This window comes from Exiguobacterium sp. s129, from assembly GCF_018617585.1.
Lineage (GTDB): Bacteria > Bacillota > Bacilli > Exiguobacteriales > Exiguobacteriaceae > Exiguobacterium > Exiguobacterium aestuarii_A.
Genome location: NZ_JACSKL010000006.1, coordinates 123,643 through 140,263, shown reverse-complemented (window position 1 = coordinate 140,263; position 16,621 = coordinate 123,643). Strand labels below are relative to the sequence as shown.

Genomic DNA, 16,621 nt, shown 5'->3' with positions numbered 1-16,621 from the left:
TCCATTCCTCACTTTTTCATGTAAACATCAGCCGAGTGTCTTAAACCACTCGACGTATCGAATCGTATAATAGGCGACATGTTGACTAAACGTGTCCCGCTCATCCGGGATGACCGTCACACTTGATTCATAATTCTCATAGTATGTCATGACATCAGTGACATACTGCTCACTTCGATTGTACTCGAAGATGGCGTTCCGTATCGATGTGACTGAATCCGTCTTTTTCCCGCCGTGTTCACTTAAATAATACGCCGCCGTATGGGCAGAATCAACAAGACTATGCGGGTCTGCCTTGCCATCGCCATTTCCGTCACGCCCGAGACCTCCGTATTGATCGATTAAAGCCAGATCTGTCAGATCGACTTCGTCTTCTGGAACATCGCCTTTTTGATCATCCGTATCATATTCCCAACCTAGCCAAGTGCGAGGCATAAATTGAAATGGTCCGATTGCGCCAACAGAGGAGCGCATCGAAGAACTGTGTGAGAAAATCGTCTCGACGCGATGTACAGCAGCAAGCAGACGCCAATCCACGTCATATGCCTCCGCGGCGTCCTGATACACAGCGAGATTAGCGTTTGGTACACCGTGCTCGCCATAATAGGTTCGATACAATCCATTGTTTACTTTATCATGTTGACCGAACCAGCCAATTGCCCCGAGCAAAAGCACGAGTACAATGATGAAACCGGTCAGTCGCAGCATCATACGTTTCAAGATACCGCCTCCTAGCTTTTAGACAATACCCGAATAGTGTAGCATATAGCTAAGAGGAAGGACAGGAGTGGATATGGATGCTCGAACGATTGATTTTCACGGCAATTATTGGATACATGTTGATTGTCCAAATCTTTAACGCAAAACTGATTCGTCCATTGATTGAGACGAAAGGACGGACGTGGGTATACGACCAAACCGTTAAATCAGCATGGGGACTGACCTTGTTGATTGTAGCTCTCATTTTCTTATTTCAAGTACCGCCATCTGAAGTAGGTTTGACATTTTCGCCAGAACCAGGCAACGAACAAGCGTGGCAAGTCTTTTTCCTATCATGTATTCTCGTCACAGTGACACTCGTTTTTTACTTGTTAGTCAAGACCTCATCCCGACTACGACGTGTCCTACGCCCGTACTATGAGCTTGATTTAGAAAAGCTTCTCCTGCCTAGAACGAAGAAAGAGGAACAGGAATGGAGTGCCGTCTCGGTCACAGCAGGTGTGACCGAAGAGTTCATCTTTAGAGGCGTTCTACTATATACGATCACACTATATATCGATGGGTCGAACGTCACTTTTGCACTAATTGGCGGAGCTCTCTTTGGCATCGCGCATGCCTATCAAGGCGTCAAAGGAATCTTGACGACGGGCATTGTCGGTTTCGGTCTTGGTCTACTATATTTAGGTATGGGTGTCTTATGGCCGGTCATGGTCTTGCATGTACTGCTTGACTTGATTGCTGGACCAATCCATGTCGGTGCAAAAAGCGATTGACTGCGTCTTCATATGCAGGGGCGTCCTTGATCATACAATCTGTATGTTCTGCTCCGTCAATCAAGAGCAAATCGTTTAGGCGGTTCAACGCGTTCATCTCGACTGACATCCACGTCGGGACAAAATCATCTTTTGAGCCGTGTACGAATAAGATTGGGGTCGTCGTTTCAGTGACGGCCTTTTTTGGTTGTACTTGCTTCATGGTGAACCCGGCACGAGACCATAAGAAATAATTGATTCCGGGAAGGAAGAACTCTGCAGGTATCCGATGCAATTCTTTCAATTGGTATCGCATCAATTGCCCCATATCGTCAAACGGACATTCTGCGATGACAAAATCGACGTCTGTGAGCGGAGTCGTTTGAAGGACCGTCGCTGCACCCATCGAGACTCCGTGAAGACCGATTTGTTCGACTGTTTCATTCGTTTTCAACCATTCGACCCAATCGATCATATCGATTTTTTCATGATATCCGTAAGAAGCATAAACGCCTTCGGATTCCCCGTGTGACCTTAAGTCGACAGCAAGCAAGTTATATCCGAGACGATGGAACATGGCGAGATGAGGCGCCATGAAGCTATGTGAAGCGGTATAACCATGTACAAAAACAATCCATTTCGTCGAGGCGTCATTCCGATAAATTCGACCATAGAGTCGATAATCGTCCCTCGACTGTATGGAGACATGTTCAAATGGGACATCATGATAGAAGGCACGGTCCTCTTCCGTGTATGGAGCAAGTAACATCTCCGGTGTTTTCCGTTTCCCTCGAGTCATCCGTTTGAAAGCATAGTAGCTGATTGCGTAATAACCAGTGAAAAGTGAAGCTAATCCGATTTGCCATTTTCGTTGCATATGATCGACTCCTTTCAACGTAATTGTACCCGAAACGAAGAGAAATCGTGCTATTTTCTGTCGTAAGTTGGGCTCTTACGTGCCATAACCTCAAAGTTTATATGACGATACTCTTCTCGCATCACATAAGGATATACGCTATGATCGCTAAACAATCTATAAAGGGGATCGGAACAGTGATGGAACGAGTGGATAGCTATCGAATGATTCAATGTGTGTTGAGTAATCCAAATGGAACACTCGAAAGCGGTGTGACCTTTAAATGGACATGTGACGGCGACGAACGAATCGTCGGTCTCGTGTTCGATTTGTTGCTCGATCGTTATTTTCTACATAACAAATCGAGCCTACACACCGAGGTTCAGGAAATCGCAATGTCGACGGGATGCCGACCAGAAGAGGTCGTCCGTGCATTTGCTTGTCTCTCGGGTATACGACTCGAATCAAATCATATTGCGGAGCGGTTCATGGTCATTGAAGGTGCCAACATCTCGCAACAGGGAGAGATCGGGGTCACCGTACGTTTCGGTGGCTGGCTCACGCATCAGCTTCAACAAATCTGTCAACGTGAACCGATGTTTAGCTATTGACCTCAGTCAATGTGCCATCGATGACACGCAGTACACGATCACATACATCGAGCATACGTTCATCGTGCGTGATGACGACGACGCTACGTCCTTCACGATGTGCTTGTTGTGACAGCAACTCCATCACACGCCGTCCGTTCTCGTAATCCAGACTCGCCGTCGGTTCATCTGCCAAAATGAGTTGTGGTGAATTAATCAAGGCTCTAGCGACGGCGACGCGTTGTTTTTCTCCTCCAGAGAGTGTCGTCGGGAGATGATGTAATCGATGTTCTAATCCAAGCTTCACTAGTAACTGTTTTGCGTCGCTATCTTTGTTTTCTTGAATGAGCTCGAGCTGTTCGAGTACTGTCAGATAAGGGATCAGATGTGCTTGCTGAAATACGAACCCGACTTCATGTAGTCGGAGAAGCCGTCGCTGTTCTTCGTCTAAATCAAACACATCTTGTTCATTCATGGAGAATGTTCCTTGATCTGGTTTTCGGAGCAGACCGAGAATATATAATAACGTACTCTTTCCACTCCCACTTGGACCGACGATGGCGATACATTCTCCAGGTGACACGTGTAAATGAATATCATTTAGAACGAGCTGGCCATCGAATTGATGAGATATATGCTCTAGTCTCATGATGCTTTCCCTCCTATAATTTCAATCGCGTCGATTTGGCGAATCTTCCAGAGCGGAAGGAATGCACCAAGGATCGATAAGATGATGAACATGGAACCAAATAGAGAAACGTGACCGATGTCGACGATAAACGGCATCGACGATGGAATCACGGCATCAGCGATATACATAATCGCGATGGACGCCGTGACAGCGGATGATACGATGACGATTACTTGAAAGAGCAATGCCTGTCCGATGATTCGTGGGGAGAGACCGATTGCTTTCAAAATACCGAGTTCTGGTAGTTTTTGTAAGGTGAACAGATAAAAGAATGCGGTCAAAATAAAGGTTCCGATCACCAGTAAGAATGCCCGCATCATCGTAAATGTGCTCTGCTCGGCGCTATAACCGGGAACAGATTCGATGAGTTCCTGTTGACTCATCGTGAGTGTATCGGATGCCGAAGCATTTGCTCCAATCTCGGCAGATACATATGGACGTTGTTCGGAGTATCGTAAATAATCGAACCACGTTTCATTCGTCGTATAGAGGACGGGCCCATGGCTGTATCTTCCAAGGGCCTCACCAGCGATTGTAAAGTCATACGCTGACACGAAGTCGGTCAGCGTATCGCCAATCTTTACGTTCTCTGAAAGGCTCGAATCGAAGACCACTTCACCTTTTCGTAGACCTTCGACTGGTCCAATCTTGCTACCGCTAGGAAGGGCGAAGAGGGTCACCTCTTCTTTCTTTCCATCAATTGTGACTGTGAGCGGGCGGACACTCATCGTTTCAGTTGAAGCATCAGTTGGGACGTCCAAAAAGGAACGCGTCAACTGACCATCTGAATCTTTGTCCAGTCTATACGTTGAAACGTTCAATTCGTGTAAGGCAGAACCGTTGTCATATGCTAGTCCGTCAGCAAGCCCCGTGATCAAGGTCGTTAACATGACGATCATGAGCGTGATCACGAACAGCATCGAAAACTTTCTTTTTTGTCGCCACATCTCTTTCCATCCTAATTGCATAAAAAAACCTCCTTCAAGTTCTATGAAGGAAGTGTAATCGTTCAATATGAACAGAATATGAACAGCATCAAAAATGAAGATGGAACGTCGTCCCGATTCCTTTAGTCGATTCAAGGGTAATCTGTCCACCGTGCAAAGCGATGATGTCTGATGTGATGGCGAGGCCTAACCCGGTTCCTTGAGTCGTTCGTGCGGCATCGCCTCTGAAAAACCGGTCAAATAAATGACGTTTCGTCTCCTCATCCATTCCAATTCCTTCATCGATAAAGGAGACACATATCCGAGGATTGACGGTGCATGTGATCCGAATCGTCCCACCATCGTGTGAGGCATGGATAGCATTGACTAATACATTGTTCCACACTTGTGCGAGAAGGACAGGGTCACTTTTCAATTCGACATCAGGCGGGATGTCGGTCATGACGGCAATCCCTTTTTGGTCGAGCAAAAATGCGTTCATCTGTATGACCTCTGAGATAGACTGTAACACGTTCACATCCGACGCAAGGGTCGGTGGATGTTCATCTAGACGCGATAACAATAAGAGTTGTTTGGTTAATTGAGATAAACGTCTTGTTTCTTGTTCGATGACACGTGCATATTCTTTCGATACACCGTCGGTACCTTCAGCCAACTTTTCCGCATAGCCGACGAGTGACGTCAAGGGTGACTGAAACTCATGAGAGACGTTCGAGACGAATCGACGTTGTCGTGCTTCGGTCTGCTTGATTACATTCGTCATCTCTTGGAACTGTCTCGCTAACGTTCCGATTTCATCTTTTCGTTCAATAGGCAGATGTTTCGGCTCTTGCCTCATGGCCACTTCAGTCGTCGCGGCTGTGAGCGTTTTTAAAGGTCGAACGAGCGAACGAGTCGACATCGCAATCAAGCTGAACGCGAGAATGGTTACGAGTCCGAAGAACATGCCAACAAAAAGGTGAAGCTCTCGGATTTGGGCACTCAGGTCAGGTCGAATGAAGACGACATCTCCGTTGTCGAGTGTCCATCCGTACGTATTCGTCAATTCATTATCAAATAGCCCTAAAAGGAACAGGTGAAATGGGAAATCACGCATTCCTTGATAAGGTGTGCCTGCACGGACAAATGAAATCACATCGTCAGGAATCGATTCATCTCTAAACGAACCACCATAGCGCGATCGTGTATTTGTCGAATCAATCACAACCAATTGGTAACCTGTCGCAGCCAAAAACGAATAAAATGCGTCTTCGTCTGCATCTGTATGTTCTGAGAAATAGGTCGACGCCTGTTTTGCGATTGTCTCGGTCTTCTCACTATAAGAAGGTTGCCACCACGTATAGTAAGCGACATTACTAATCAATAACGAGATGGCTCCAGAAATGAGTAAAATGAAAAACATGGTGAGAATGATTCGAGTATATAATGTCTTCATTTCAATACCTCGAGTGAATACCCGACACCGCGCACTGTCCGAATCGAGAGTGCGGGGTGGTCGAACCTGTGACGGAGTCGTTTGATGTGCACATCGACCGTTCGTTCATCTCCTTCGAAATCAAATCCCCATACGAGTTCAATCAACTCTTCGCGACGATAGACCCTGCCTGGAAATGAAGCGAGCTGAAACAATAGTTCAAACTCTTTTTTGGGAAGATAGAACAATTGATCGTCGAGTTTCACTTCATATTCGGTTAAATCCAACTGTAGCGGTCCTGCTTGAATACGCGAAGCAGATGAGCGCTTGTATCGCCTTGAAACGGCTTGTAATCGGAATAGTAGTTCTTCTGGGATGAAAGGTTTTGTCATATAGTCATCTGCCCCGTGCTCAAACCCTTGACGTTTATCTTCCCATTCGCCGAGTGCCGTCAATAAGATGACAGGAATATCAAGTTCCGTTTTCAGGCGGCGACACAATTCCCGACCATCTATACCTGGTAGCATAATGTCGATAATGGCTGCATCAATCGGCTGAGTCATATATAGCTGCTCGCCTGACTTCCCGTCTGTTGCAATGAAAACATCGTGACCTGCATCTTCAAACGTCTCTTTCACAAGACGTAAAATTGAAGGGTCATCTTCCACGATGAGTAAACGCATGTCAATCGTTCCTTTCTATAAAACTTACACGCGAAACGAGGTGACCCCGTATGGGTCACCTCGAGTCGAATCAGTTCAATTGTTTCGTCATTTCCTCGTGCAAAGCTCGAAGCGCACGGATGAATGCATCTTTGAAGTACTTATCTTCTTGTGTCTCTAATGTCTGAATCGCTTTTTGATCACCCGTTGATGCTTTTAAGAGCAGATTCACGACTGTTCCCCAACGTTTGACGTGTTCTGGTCTTGGGTGATTAAGGGCGGTTGTCAACGTAAACCAATACGGTTGATCACGACGTTGAAGGGTGGCAATCATTTGTTTTGCAAGTAGAGCCTCTTCTTCGGAAGGTAGGGTCGCCGTCGCGAACCATCCGAGTAATGAGGCACTCATCGATTCGAGTTCCTGCTTCATCGACTGTTCCATCGGCAAACGTCCAAAATCCGTGACGTTGACAAACACCAAGCGGTCTTTTGGGTCGATATGAGTGACCCATCCCGTGATTGATTTCATTTTGTCCCGCTCTTTAGACTGTGCCTTACATGTATATCCTTGTTGTTTTCCAATATAAATTCGGAACTGCCCCCGGTCGACATGTTTGTCCACTTTGAACTCAATGTCTTGTCCGACTTGAAACGGTTGATTCCGCTTATTCAGCGTCTGTCCTTTTTTCAACTCAGGTCGTTTTGAAATGTGTCTCAGCGCTTCTTGTTCGGTGCGATCATCCAACGTCCAAAGGTTGTGGGGTGTCACATTTTTGAAACGATGGCGTCGCACATAAATATATTGGTCAAGCGCGTCAATCGCGTCTGCGGCAGGTAGTGTACCATTCAAATAGTCATCAGCGATGTCTCGTAGTGTGAGAGATTCGAGACGATCGATATATCCTGCGTATGGAATCGTCTCGACGACATACAAAGCGGTCGCAATCAATTCACTTTCACGAGGGGTCAACGGTCGTTTGGCCATGATGCACTTCCTCTCTAGATTCATACGAATAGTATATCAAAAACCAAGCGATCGTTGCGAATTCAACTGAGATTTGGAAAATGATGCGGAATGGACAGGATTTCCACATCCCATCACGAATAGTAACGTGTAGAGAATCGGATGAAGGAATGAAAAGTGAGGTGAGGCGATGAAGCTTTCCATCGAACCTGGTGATTATGTTGTCTTGATTGAAATCAATAAAGAAGTATTAAAATGTGTCTCCCTCGAAGAAGCGGATCAGGCAGACCGGATCAGATACGAACTAGTCGGACGGATGAGTGAACGGTTACCAGCTGAAGTCATCGTCCCGTCCATCATCGACTACATTCGCTTTGGAAGTGGATATATCGGGGATCGTATCGTCTGGGATGCGGAAACAGAGTCTTTTTTTTGTCAGCAGTTTGAGACAATCGACGGCTCTCCGCTCGGAGAAGATTTAGAAGGATTTCGTCCTGACTCAAGTCGAGTTGAACTGGCGCGGTATTATACGTATTTGACCATCGGGCGAATTGTCGAATATGAGATGTTACATCCTGATGAACCAAGCTATTGGTAAACTTGTCGACAACTTTTTATTCAAAAAAAGGGAAATCTAATCCAAAGTTTGAGATAATGAAATCACTTTATCAGTTTGGAATGGAGCGGAAGGAATGAAAAAGATTGCCCTTTTGACAGCGATTGCGCTGTTATTGCCTGTAGGTGTGGATGCAGCGAAACCTGTCGTGCTTGAAAAACATGGCTACGTCGTCTCAGAGCCACGAATCACGAATCAATATTATGTACGACAAATCGGGACAGACTTGGCGTGGAGTAAAACGAGAGGTGCCTCAGACATCGTCGTGGCGTTAATCGACTCATCTGCCGACCGTAATCATACAGATTTAAAAAATGTTCCACGCGTCGTGAATTCGATGAAAGGTCCCTATAGCGCAGATACCCATGGGACGCATACTGCCGGCATCATGGCAGGAAAGCATAATCATTTTGGAATTGCCGGGCTCGCCCCGAACGTGCGATATCATTTTTATAATGTTTTCTATGGAAGAAACTCTGAATATACAGACTCATGGACGGTGGCAAAAGCTGTAGATACTGCCGTCGCAAAAGGTGCCACGATTATCAACTTATCACTTGGTGGAGATGACTATGATCGTCGCTTAGCTGCGTCCATCAAACAGGCGAGAGCCAAAGGTGTAATCGTAGTTGCATCTTCAGGTAACGATGGGATGACTAAAACGTCGTTCCCGGCGAATATGAAAGAAGTGATTGCTGTCGGTGCGATTGACTCTCGTCATCAAGTTGCTGACTTCACCAACATGGATGCGAGTGTAAAAATCGTTGCTCCTGGTGTGAATATTCTCTCACTCGGGGTGAATAATCGTTTTATTTATATGGATGGTACCTCTATGGCCGCACCAATGGTCACAGCGAGTCTCGCGCTCGTCAAATCAATCAATCCATTTTTAACACCTGACGAGGTGGATGCCCTGATCGCGAAAATGCCACGTTCTCAAGGGAAAACGTATACGGAGTTGAATACATTAAAACTACTCGATGCGACCCCTCGGCCATTGACACTAAGTACTGATTCTACTTGGAAGCAACGCTATATTACCGATGTGAAACTGAATGTCATGCAGCGTCCGACAATCAAAACGACGTATGGACTGTATATGGGTAGTAAGAAAATTAAAACGTTAAGTCCGAATACAAACTTTACGATGTTTGCATATGGTGATTGGCTACCGAGTGGGCAGTATCGACTTGTCGCCCAAATGACCGATGGAAAATACAAACGGTCTACGAGTAAGACGATTGATTATATCAATACGGTCAAAACGTCCATCTCCGTTGATGCGGCAGATGCTCAGACGTTCTCCTTACAGACTACTCGTAAAGGAATCGTCACCGTTCTTGATGCGGATGGCAATAAAATGTATGAAGCCCTCCATATCGCCGGAACATTCCCGGTGAGAGGAGATACGACAAAACCGTTGACGGTGATTCTAAAGCCGACAGATGTGCGTGAAAAAGTCGTATCGACGAATTATACACCGCCTGTGGTCGAGGAAGAACCGCCTGTGGTTGAATCCTTATAAAGAAAAAAGCCGTCTACTCCGAACGGAGAGACGGCTTATCTAATTCAATCGATGGTGATGGCTTCTCCACACCAACGGATACTCGCTTCTAATACATTTCCTTGGTCGTCAATATGCTCAAAACTGAGTTTACCATCGCGGATGATTTCGCATAATCCGACACGAACCCGATCACTCCAAGCGCGACGCGTTTCATGGGTTTCGTCGAACACCGGAATCGCGTCAGGGAAACGCTCTTCTAAGTGTGCTAAATTATGATGGTCAAAATGATAAGATCGTTTCGAGAGTTCGTTCGGTGCTTTAATATCGAACGGTTCAAACCCTCGGACGAGACGATTATTTCGGTAGAAGGCGAACACGCCGTTGTTCGGGTGGAGCACTTTAATGTCATCGATTTCTATTACATAAGTCAGACGTTGAATCCAACCGTTTTTTGCATCTTGATGCATCAAAATCCCTCCTTATTCAATGAACACGCCTTATTTTAGCGCTGACTGAATGTAAAATCAAGTTTCGAATTTCAGTTGTAAATTGTTGAAATTTCCGCTACAATGGTTGAAGTGACTATGAGGTCTGGACAATCGCGGGACGCAAGTTTTGAGGAAAGTCCATGCTCGCACAGCCTGTGATGGCTGTAGTGATCGTGCTACACGAAAAGATAAGTGTAGGCAACGCAAGTTGACGGCAGAAGAAACACCTAAGTCCTCGGATATGGTGTACGCTTCTTGAAAGTGCCACAGTGACGAAGTCTGATCGGAAACGTTCAGAGTGGAACGAGGTAAACCCCACGAGCGAGAAACCCAAACTATGGTAGGGGAACTTCCGAACCGGAACCGAACGGGACGGAGGGCGCCGATGTGCGCAGATAGATGATTGTCACTCCATCGTGCCAGGGAGACCGCTATGAGCACCGGAGTACAGAACATGGCTTACAGGACAACATAGTCTCAACTAACAACGACAAGGAGTTCAAGCACATATACTTGAGCTCCTTTTTTCATGATTTTTTTACAATTTACAACATGAATGAAAGATTTTAATGTAGAAAGAAGGCGATTGCAGATGGCAAAACGTAAACTGATTGCGACAGCAGCGATGGGGATTGAGGCACTCGTTGCAAAAGAAGTAAGAGACTTAGGATACACATGTGAAGTCGAGAATGGTCGAGTTTACATCGATGCGGAGATGGAAGACATTCCACGATTAAATATGTGGTTGCGCACGGCAGACCGTGTCAAACTCGTCGTAGCGGAGTTCAAGGCGACAACGTTCACAGAACTATTCGACGGGGTTGTGGCATTGCCGTGGACAGATTTCATGCCGTGGGACGCTGCGTTCACGGTTGATGGTCGCTCGGTCAAATCGAAATTGTTCTCAATTCGGGACTGTCAAAAGATTACGGAGAAGGCAATCGTCGAAGCGATGCAGCGTGGCTACCATAAGGGAGGGGAATGGTTGCCGAAGTCAGGTGCGAAATTCCCGATTGAAGTTGCTTTGTTAAAAGATGTAGCGACGATCACAATCGATACGTCAGGCCCGCTTCACCGTCGAGGCTACCGTGAGTTGCATTCACAGGCACCACTTAAAGAAACGATGGCGGCGGCAATGATTCAATTGACGAACTGGCGTCCTGATATGCCATTTTATGATGTCTTCACGGGTTCAGGGACACTCGCAATCGAGGCGGCGATGATCGGACGGAACATCGCGCCGGGTATTAATCGCGAATACTTCGCTCAGGAATGGACATGTATCCCGAAAAAAGCGTGGTATGCAGCCATGAACGAAGCGAACGAAAAAGCGGAGTGGGATAAACCGCTCAAAATCTATGGAATCGACCTCGACCCGCGTATGGTAAAACTTGCGAAAGACAACGCGGAACTCGCCGATGTCCGTGATGCGATCACGTTCGTCCATAGTGATGCGGCCGCATTGAAACCGAAAGAGGAGTACGGCGTCATCATTGGTAACCCGCCTTACGGGGAACGACTTCAGTCAGAAGAAGAAATCATCGACTTGTACGAGCGGATCGGCGCACAATATGCGAAGTACCCTGGATACAGCGTCTACATGTTGACGAGTTATGAGGACTTCGAAAAAGCATACGGTCGCCCGGCGACGAAGCGTCGGAAGTTGTACAACGGTAACATCGAAACTCAATATTATCAGTACTTTGGAAAACGTCGTCCACGCCCAAACCGTGACGCGTCACCAAAATCGCAGTCATAAACGAATGACCGTTCTAGCGAGCGGTCATTTTTTTGCTTCCGATGAACAAACTCACTTGTTTCATCATTCGATGAACAGGTTATACATAACATATGTATAATTAGAGGGGGACATGTGATGCAAAAGTATACCGTTGAATATCAATTACACGCGAAAGAACAGAACACTCGGACGGTCGAGGTGGAAATGGACCGGGTGCCCGATTTAAATAATCAAGAGGAACTAAATGCGGCTTACCAGATTGTATCCGACGCGATTCGTGAACCGATCACCAGATTTGAGATTGTATCTATTACGTGAGCCCGAGGCAGTCGCTTCGGGCTTTCTACATATAACATAAAGGAGTGGACCGATTGAATATTTTAGTAGTAGGCATAGGTGACGTGGCAAAAAAAGCGTATCTGCCTGTATACGCCGGATTAAAAAACGTGAACGTGTATCTTGTCTCAAGAGATGAACAGAAGTTACAGGACATCATATCGACCTATCGTTTTAAAAAAGGATATACGGACCTTCAAGACGTACCGATGACAAAAATCGATGCGGTCATGATTCATTCGACGACAGCTGCCCATTACGAGCAAGCGGAATATTGTTTACGACAAGGGAAGCATGTCTTCATCGACAAGCCGATCACGTTCTCACTTGAAGAGACGGAACGTCTTGTTGCACTTGCGAAAGAGAAGGGTGTTCATCTCGTCACGGGCTTCAATCGCCGATTTGCTACGGCGACAGAGGCGCTTAAACAAGTCGAACAAAAGAACATGATACTTATTCAAAAGAACAGAACGTATAAACCGGCGACACTTCGAGAATTTATCATCGAGGACTTTGTGCACGTCGTCGATACGCTTCGTTATTTGACGGACCTTCATCCTGTCGAACGCTTGTCTGTCACGCCGCGATATGAAGGAGATGTGTTGAAACAGGTGATGATTCATTTTCAGGCGGGTGGGATTGAAGCAATCGGCTGGATGAACCGGGATAATGGATGCACGGAAGAAGTGATGGAAGTCATGTCTCCATCTGTGAAGCGTGTCACACGGGACGTCGAACGAGTCATAGACTATGGCGTCGATGGGATAAAAGAGTGGTCGCTTGATCCGTGGGAGTCAAATTTAAAGCGTCGGGGCTTTATCGACTTGATTGATGACTTTATCAAACTTTTAAATGGGGAAGCGAACAAGTCAGTCCTAGCTGAGGATAGTTTGGAGACACATCGTCTTTGTGAAGAGATTCTTAAAAACGTGCATTGAACCCACTGTTTCTGTCAGATTCATAGCGGGTAAAAACCCGATAAAAGGAGGCGATTTCGTTGGATATCCGTGAACTTATTATGCAAATCAATGACTATTTATGGTCGTACCTTCTCATCTTCGTCTTGATTGCAGGAGGTCTTTATTTTACGATTCGGATGGGGTTCGTCCAGTTCCGAATGCTACCTGAGATGTTCAAACTACTATTTGTCAAAGGACTCAAACACGAGAAAGGTCAAGTTTCTTCATTCCAAGCGTTCGCAATCGGGACCGCGGCACGTGTCGGTACGGGAAACATTGCCGGTGTATCGACCGCGATTGCGTTAGGTGGTCCTGGAGCCGTGTTCTGGATGTGGCTCATCGCTTTAATCGGAGCGGCCTCGGCATTTGTTGAGAGCACGCTTGCCCAAGTATATAAAGTGCATGATGGCAAGGCTTGGCGTGGGGGACCGGCCTATTACATCGAACGGGCGCTCGGAGAACGGTGGCTCGGCATTGTGTTTGCGATCTTAATTACGTTTGCGTTCGGTTTTGCCTTCAATTCAGTACAAGCCAACACCATTGCACTCTCCGTGAACAATGTGTTTGAGGTTGACACGGTATGGGTCGGCTTGATTCTGTCAGTCGTCACCGCCATCGTCATTTTCGGTGGAATTCGTTCGATTTCAACACTATCCGGAATCATCGTACCGGTCATGGCAGGAGGCTACATCTTGCTGGCCATTTGGGTCGTCTTGACGAATCTTGATGTCGTGCCACAAGTCTTCTCGGCCATCTTCTCTGAAGGTGTACTCGGTTTCCAACAATTGTTCGGTGGTGCGGTCGGTGCGGCTGTCCTTCAAGGAATTCGACGTGGGCTATTCTCGAACGAGGCGGGGATGGGTTCCGCACCGAATGCGGCAGCTACGGCTGAAGTCAGTCACCCTGTCAAACAAGGATTGATCCAATCACTCAGCGTTTTTGTGGACACGTTGTTTATTTGTACAGCGACGGCGATGATCGTCTTGATCTCGGGTGTTGAAGGGTCCGAGTCGTTCCAAGGGATTGAACTTGCGCAAGAGGCACTTCTCGTCGAGATTGGACCGATTGCGACGACGCTCATGACCATCGCCATCTTACTTTTCGCCTTCAGTTCCATTCTGGCGAACTACTATTATGGTGAAACGAATATTGAGTTCATCTCGGAAAAGAAACGCTATCTCATCATCTATCGGATTGCAGTCGTCGGTATGGTCATGTTTGGTTCAGTACGGTCGGCAGGGCTTGTCTGGTCCATCGCTGACATTTTCATGGGACTCATGGCGCTCGTCAACATGTATGCGATTTTCCGCTTGAGTAAAGTCGCGAAGACGTTACTCGATGATTACATGGCCCAGAAGAAAGAAGGGCGAGACCCAGAATTCTTTAAAGAAGGCGTCGATCTTCCCGGAAAAGAACACATCGAGGCATGGGAAGCGAAAAAAGAAGAAATCAGTTAACCGATGTGAGAGTGCTTCCGTTACCGGAAGCCTCTCCTTCATTTTAGTAATAATATTTCAAATACCGTATTTTTATTATATTAAAGAAAGTAGAGAGTAAAGATGAAACAAGTTTTATCAACAGTCGTCAAGCGTTTTTTTACAGAACGCTTCTTTGACCAAGCTGCCATGTTGGCCTATTACTTCATTTTATCCACGTTCCCGTTCTTATTATTCGTATTAGGGATTGTCGGGTTTTTACCATTTACGAGCGGTGATGTGATACAAGCGTTATCACTCATTATGCCTGAAGCGAGCTATCGGCTGTTAGAAGGGAACATCGAAGCGATTTTCGATAACTCTAAATTGAAATTGGCATCATTCAGTATCTTACCCGCACTTTGGATTTCATCGATTGCTGTGCAGTCGTTGGTCCGGGCATTAAACGATGCTTATCGGGCGGTCCGAAATAAGGCTTTTTGGAGAGGTGTCTTGCAAGACATCGCAATCACATTGGCACTCATGTTTGTACTCCCGTTTTCATTACTCGTACCGGTGATCGAAACGGCGTTACGTGAAGTGTCTTCATATATCTTGTTCATCGATGAGATCGTCACGACCTATGCTCAGATATGGTTTTACTTTAGATGGATTGTAGGGACGGGTATACTCTTTACCGTATTTATCTTCGTTTATAAGTGGTTGCCGAGTGTGTCAGGTACATTCAAGAATAGTTGGGCTGGGGCGGCATTTGCGACTGTAGGAATCCTCATCGTTTCAAACGTGTTCAGCTATTATTCCCAGTTCGCGAACTATGAACAGTTCTACGGTCAACTTGGGGCGTTCATTGTCTTGTTAATTTGGTTTTACCTTGCTGCTTCTGTGATTTTGCTAGGAGGACTCTTGAACGCGACATTGATCGAGGGGAAAGAAAAACTTCGTTAGACGTGTAAATGCTAGTTATCATTTAAAAGAATAGGGAATGGTAACGTAAGGTCACATCATCTAAGCGGAGGTGGGAAACATGGATATGCAACGGCTCGTACACAATCGTCGTTTCATCGATCAATCATTGTTTTACCTCGCCTTACATCTGTGGAAATGGATCCTCCTGTTACCTGTCTTGTTCTATTTGGATGTATCGTTTCGCCATTCGCCATTCTCTGAGTTTCTAATTGTGAGTATCATATTGTATCTCATGTTTCGCGTGATACAATATGTCATCGCCAGTCGTGCTTCTTTCATGGAATTGGTTGAGTTTGGCTATTCAGTTTTGTCACTCGTTCTCGTCTTCACATTCTTGATGGAAATTGGAGCTCCACCTATCGCCATCGCGATCGTTGGGGCCGCATACTTGAGTCATCCGATGCTTGCGCTACATCATTATCAAAATTTCTCAGAACGCAAATGGCTCAATAAACAATTTCAATTGTTTAGCCCGATGTTACGCCAAGGAGAAGTACCTGTTCACGTCCTCGTATTGACGGAAGATGAAATTGTGATTACTGTAGAGAGTGGAAAAGAGTTTACGTACCGTCATATTTATTGGGGCGGTTTTTATGTAGAAAATGCTTCCTAAAAGGTGGTTACTCAGTTGTTTAGTGGATTCGACAATATCATTGTCATTTTGTTTTGGATTGCGACATTCATTGCGTTCTTCAAAGGGGCGTATGACATGTGGCGTGAATATCGATCAACGAAGGAAAAGTCGGTTCTGTATTACTTGATTGTCCTGATTATCACGTGGTTCTGGTTCAATCCATATGAGCTAGTCGCACTTCATCCGTTCGTGTTGATGGCGTATTACTGGAATCGGAGCAAATGGATGCGAAATGCGATGCTCATATTGGTGCTCGTACCATTCGTAATCCGTGTCTGGTTAATCGCAGCATCGATGTAATACAAAAACTCGGTCCCTCTGAAGGGAACCGAGTTTTTAAAT

General features: G+C 46.0%; 19 protein-coding genes and 1 other RNA gene. 12 read left to right on the top strand and 8 right to left on the bottom strand.

Annotated features, from left to right (window positions below; genetic code table 11):
- Positions 1-27: 27 nt before the first annotated feature.
- Positions 28-711, bottom strand: coding sequence for a lytic transglycosylase domain-containing protein (locus tag KNO92_RS08920; RefSeq protein ID WP_251126916.1), 684 nt, complete (start codon positions 709-711; stop codon positions 28-30).
- 86 nt (positions 712-797) lie between these two features.
- Between KNO92_RS08920 and KNO92_RS08915 the strand changes: the two genes are divergently transcribed.
- Entirely contained in the window at positions 798-1,493 is a 696-nt protein-coding gene (locus tag KNO92_RS08915) for a CPBP family intramembrane glutamic endopeptidase (RefSeq protein ID WP_214692554.1), read from the top strand.
- On the opposite strand, the gene KNO92_RS08910 is transcribed toward KNO92_RS08915, so the two are convergent.
- Entirely contained in the window at positions 1,426-2,349 is a 924-nt protein-coding gene (locus KNO92_RS08910) for an alpha/beta hydrolase (protein ID WP_214692552.1), read from the bottom strand. The two genes, KNO92_RS08915 and KNO92_RS08910, sit on opposite strands and share 68 nt — an antisense overlap.
- A 179-nt stretch (positions 2,350-2,528) precedes the next feature.
- Here KNO92_RS08910 and KNO92_RS08905 point away from each other — a divergent pair, with 179 nt between their 5' ends.
- Positions 2,529-2,939, top strand: a complete 411-nt coding sequence (locus tag KNO92_RS08905) for a hypothetical protein (protein WP_214692550.1) — start codon at positions 2,529-2,531, stop codon at positions 2,937-2,939.
- Here KNO92_RS08905 and KNO92_RS08900 read toward each other — a convergent pair.
- The 5 genes from KNO92_RS08900 to KNO92_RS08880 all read right to left on the bottom strand — a co-directional run bounded on the left by KNO92_RS08900 (position 2,929) and on the right by KNO92_RS08880 (position 7,617).
- Positions 2,929-3,567: an ABC transporter ATP-binding protein gene (locus KNO92_RS08900; protein ID WP_214692548.1), complete on the bottom strand. Its 639-nt coding sequence runs from the start codon at positions 3,565-3,567 to the stop codon at positions 2,929-2,931. The genes KNO92_RS08905 and KNO92_RS08900 overlap by 11 nt on opposite strands.
- A complete protein-coding gene (locus tag KNO92_RS08895; RefSeq protein WP_214692546.1) occupies positions 3,564-4,577 on the bottom strand; it encodes an ABC transporter permease in 1,014 nt (337 codons plus the stop codon). The genes KNO92_RS08900 and KNO92_RS08895 overlap by 4 nt, the downstream gene beginning before the upstream one ends.
- A gap of 67 nt (positions 4,578-4,644) precedes the next feature.
- Positions 4,645-5,991 (bottom strand): sensor histidine kinase, encoded by a 1,347-nt coding sequence (locus KNO92_RS08890; protein ID WP_214692545.1) that lies wholly within the window; start codon positions 5,989-5,991, stop codon positions 4,645-4,647.
- On the bottom strand, positions 5,988-6,653 hold the full coding sequence (locus tag KNO92_RS08885) for a response regulator transcription factor (protein ID WP_214692537.1): 666 nt from the start codon (positions 6,651-6,653) through the stop codon (positions 5,988-5,990). The genes KNO92_RS08890 and KNO92_RS08885 overlap by 4 nt, the downstream gene beginning before the upstream one ends.
- A gap of 70 nt (positions 6,654-6,723) precedes the next feature.
- Positions 6,724-7,617 (bottom strand): hypothetical protein, encoded by an 894-nt coding sequence (locus KNO92_RS08880; RefSeq protein ID WP_214692535.1) that lies wholly within the window; start codon positions 7,615-7,617, stop codon positions 6,724-6,726.
- 169 nt (positions 7,618-7,786) lie between these two features.
- On the opposite strand from KNO92_RS08880, the gene KNO92_RS08875 reads away from it, so the two are divergent.
- Together KNO92_RS08875 and KNO92_RS08870 are read left to right on the top strand one after the other, a co-directional pair.
- Positions 7,787-8,194 carry a type III PLP-dependent enzyme domain-containing protein gene (locus tag KNO92_RS08875; RefSeq protein ID WP_074034380.1) on the top strand — a complete coding sequence of 136 codons (408 nt, stop codon included), beginning with the start codon at positions 7,787-7,789 and terminating at the stop codon, positions 8,192-8,194.
- A gap of 94 nt (positions 8,195-8,288) precedes the next feature.
- Positions 8,289-9,737, top strand: a complete 1,449-nt coding sequence (locus tag KNO92_RS08870; protein WP_214692533.1) for a S8 family peptidase — start codon at positions 8,289-8,291, stop codon at positions 9,735-9,737.
- A gap of 44 nt (positions 9,738-9,781) precedes the next feature.
- Here the strand turns inward: KNO92_RS08870 and KNO92_RS08865 are convergent, their stop codons facing one another.
- Positions 9,782-10,186 (bottom strand): hypothetical protein, encoded by a 405-nt coding sequence (locus KNO92_RS08865; RefSeq protein ID WP_214692531.1) that lies wholly within the window; start codon positions 10,184-10,186, stop codon positions 9,782-9,784.
- Between the two features lie 120 nt (positions 10,187-10,306).
- Between KNO92_RS08865 and rnpB the strand changes: the two genes are divergently transcribed.
- The 8 genes from rnpB to KNO92_RS08825 all read left to right on the top strand — a co-directional run bounded on the left by rnpB (position 10,307) and on the right by KNO92_RS08825 (position 16,579).
- An RNA gene (gene rnpB / locus KNO92_RS08860) (RNase P RNA component class B) lies at positions 10,307-10,674 on the top strand.
- Positions 10,675-10,799: 125 nt separating this feature from the next.
- Positions 10,800-11,966, top strand: coding sequence for a THUMP domain-containing class I SAM-dependent RNA methyltransferase (locus KNO92_RS08855; protein ID WP_214760977.1), 1,167 nt, complete (start codon positions 10,800-10,802; stop codon positions 11,964-11,966).
- Positions 11,967-12,083: 117 nt separating this feature from the next.
- Positions 12,084-12,266: a hypothetical protein gene (locus tag KNO92_RS08850; RefSeq protein WP_251127091.1), complete on the top strand. Its 183-nt coding sequence runs from the start codon at positions 12,084-12,086 to the stop codon at positions 12,264-12,266.
- 53 nt (positions 12,267-12,319) lie between these two features.
- Positions 12,320-13,222: a Gfo/Idh/MocA family protein gene (locus KNO92_RS08845; RefSeq protein ID WP_214760972.1), complete on the top strand. Its 903-nt coding sequence runs from the start codon at positions 12,320-12,322 to the stop codon at positions 13,220-13,222.
- A gap of 59 nt (positions 13,223-13,281) precedes the next feature.
- Positions 13,282-14,700, top strand: coding sequence for an alanine/glycine:cation symporter family protein (locus KNO92_RS08840; RefSeq protein ID WP_214692521.1), 1,419 nt, complete (start codon positions 13,282-13,284; stop codon positions 14,698-14,700).
- 102 nt (positions 14,701-14,802) lie between these two features.
- Positions 14,803-15,624 (top strand): YihY/virulence factor BrkB family protein, encoded by an 822-nt coding sequence (locus KNO92_RS08835; RefSeq protein WP_214692519.1) that lies wholly within the window; start codon positions 14,803-14,805, stop codon positions 15,622-15,624.
- A 79-nt stretch (positions 15,625-15,703) separates the two neighbouring features.
- Complete coding sequence (locus tag KNO92_RS08830) at positions 15,704-16,258, top strand: hypothetical protein (RefSeq protein ID WP_214692517.1); 555 nt, start codon at positions 15,704-15,706, stop codon at positions 16,256-16,258.
- Positions 16,259-16,273: 15 nt separating this feature from the next.
- Entirely contained in the window at positions 16,274-16,579 is a 306-nt protein-coding gene (locus tag KNO92_RS08825) for a hypothetical protein (protein WP_251126868.1), read from the top strand.
- The last annotated feature ends 42 nt before the right edge of the window (positions 16,580-16,621 follow it).

What these genes read in the sequence shown, in the direction of transcription:
- KNO92_RS08915 (WP_214692554.1), top strand. Translation starts at nt 798, where the DNA reads ATGCTCGAACGATTGATTTTCACGGCAATTATTGGATACATGTTGATT.
- KNO92_RS08880 (WP_214692535.1), bottom strand. Translation starts at nt 7,617, where the DNA reads ATGGCCAAACGACCGTTGACCCCTCGTGAAAGTGAATTGATTGCGACC.
- KNO92_RS08905 (WP_214692550.1), top strand. Translation starts at nt 2,529, where the DNA reads ATGGAACGAGTGGATAGCTATCGAATGATTCAATGTGTGTTGAGTAAT.
- KNO92_RS08850 (WP_251127091.1), top strand. Translation starts at nt 12,084, where the DNA reads ATGCAAAAGTATACCGTTGAATATCAATTACACGCGAAAGAACAGAAC.
- KNO92_RS08855 (WP_214760977.1), top strand. Translation starts at nt 10,800, where the DNA reads ATGGCAAAACGTAAACTGATTGCGACAGCAGCGATGGGGATTGAGGCA.
- KNO92_RS08910 (WP_214692552.1), bottom strand. Translation starts at nt 2,349, where the DNA reads ATGCAACGAAAATGGCAAATCGGATTAGCTTCACTTTTCACTGGTTAT.
- KNO92_RS08890 (WP_214692545.1), bottom strand. Translation starts at nt 5,991, where the DNA reads ATGAAGACATTATATACTCGAATCATTCTCACCATGTTTTTCATTTTA.
- KNO92_RS08920 (WP_251126916.1), bottom strand. Translation starts at nt 711, where the DNA reads ATGATGCTGCGACTGACCGGTTTCATCATTGTACTCGTGCTTTTGCTC.
- KNO92_RS08900 (WP_214692548.1), bottom strand. Translation starts at nt 3,567, where the DNA reads ATGAGACTAGAGCATATATCTCATCAATTCGATGGCCAGCTCGTTCTA.
- KNO92_RS08830 (WP_214692517.1), top strand. Translation starts at nt 15,704, where the DNA reads ATGGATATGCAACGGCTCGTACACAATCGTCGTTTCATCGATCAATCA.
- KNO92_RS08865 (WP_214692531.1), bottom strand. Translation starts at nt 10,186, where the DNA reads ATGCATCAAGATGCAAAAAACGGTTGGATTCAACGTCTGACTTATGTA.
- KNO92_RS08870 (WP_214692533.1), top strand. Translation starts at nt 8,289, where the DNA reads ATGAAAAAGATTGCCCTTTTGACAGCGATTGCGCTGTTATTGCCTGTA.
- KNO92_RS08875 (WP_074034380.1), top strand. Translation starts at nt 7,787, where the DNA reads ATGAAGCTTTCCATCGAACCTGGTGATTATGTTGTCTTGATTGAAATC.
- KNO92_RS08835 (WP_214692519.1), top strand. Translation starts at nt 14,803, where the DNA reads ATGAAACAAGTTTTATCAACAGTCGTCAAGCGTTTTTTTACAGAACGC.
- KNO92_RS08895 (WP_214692546.1), bottom strand. Translation starts at nt 4,577, where the DNA reads ATGCAATTAGGATGGAAAGAGATGTGGCGACAAAAAAGAAAGTTTTCG.
- KNO92_RS08885 (WP_214692537.1), bottom strand. Translation starts at nt 6,653, where the DNA reads ATGCGTTTACTCATCGTGGAAGATGACCCTTCAATTTTACGTCTTGTG.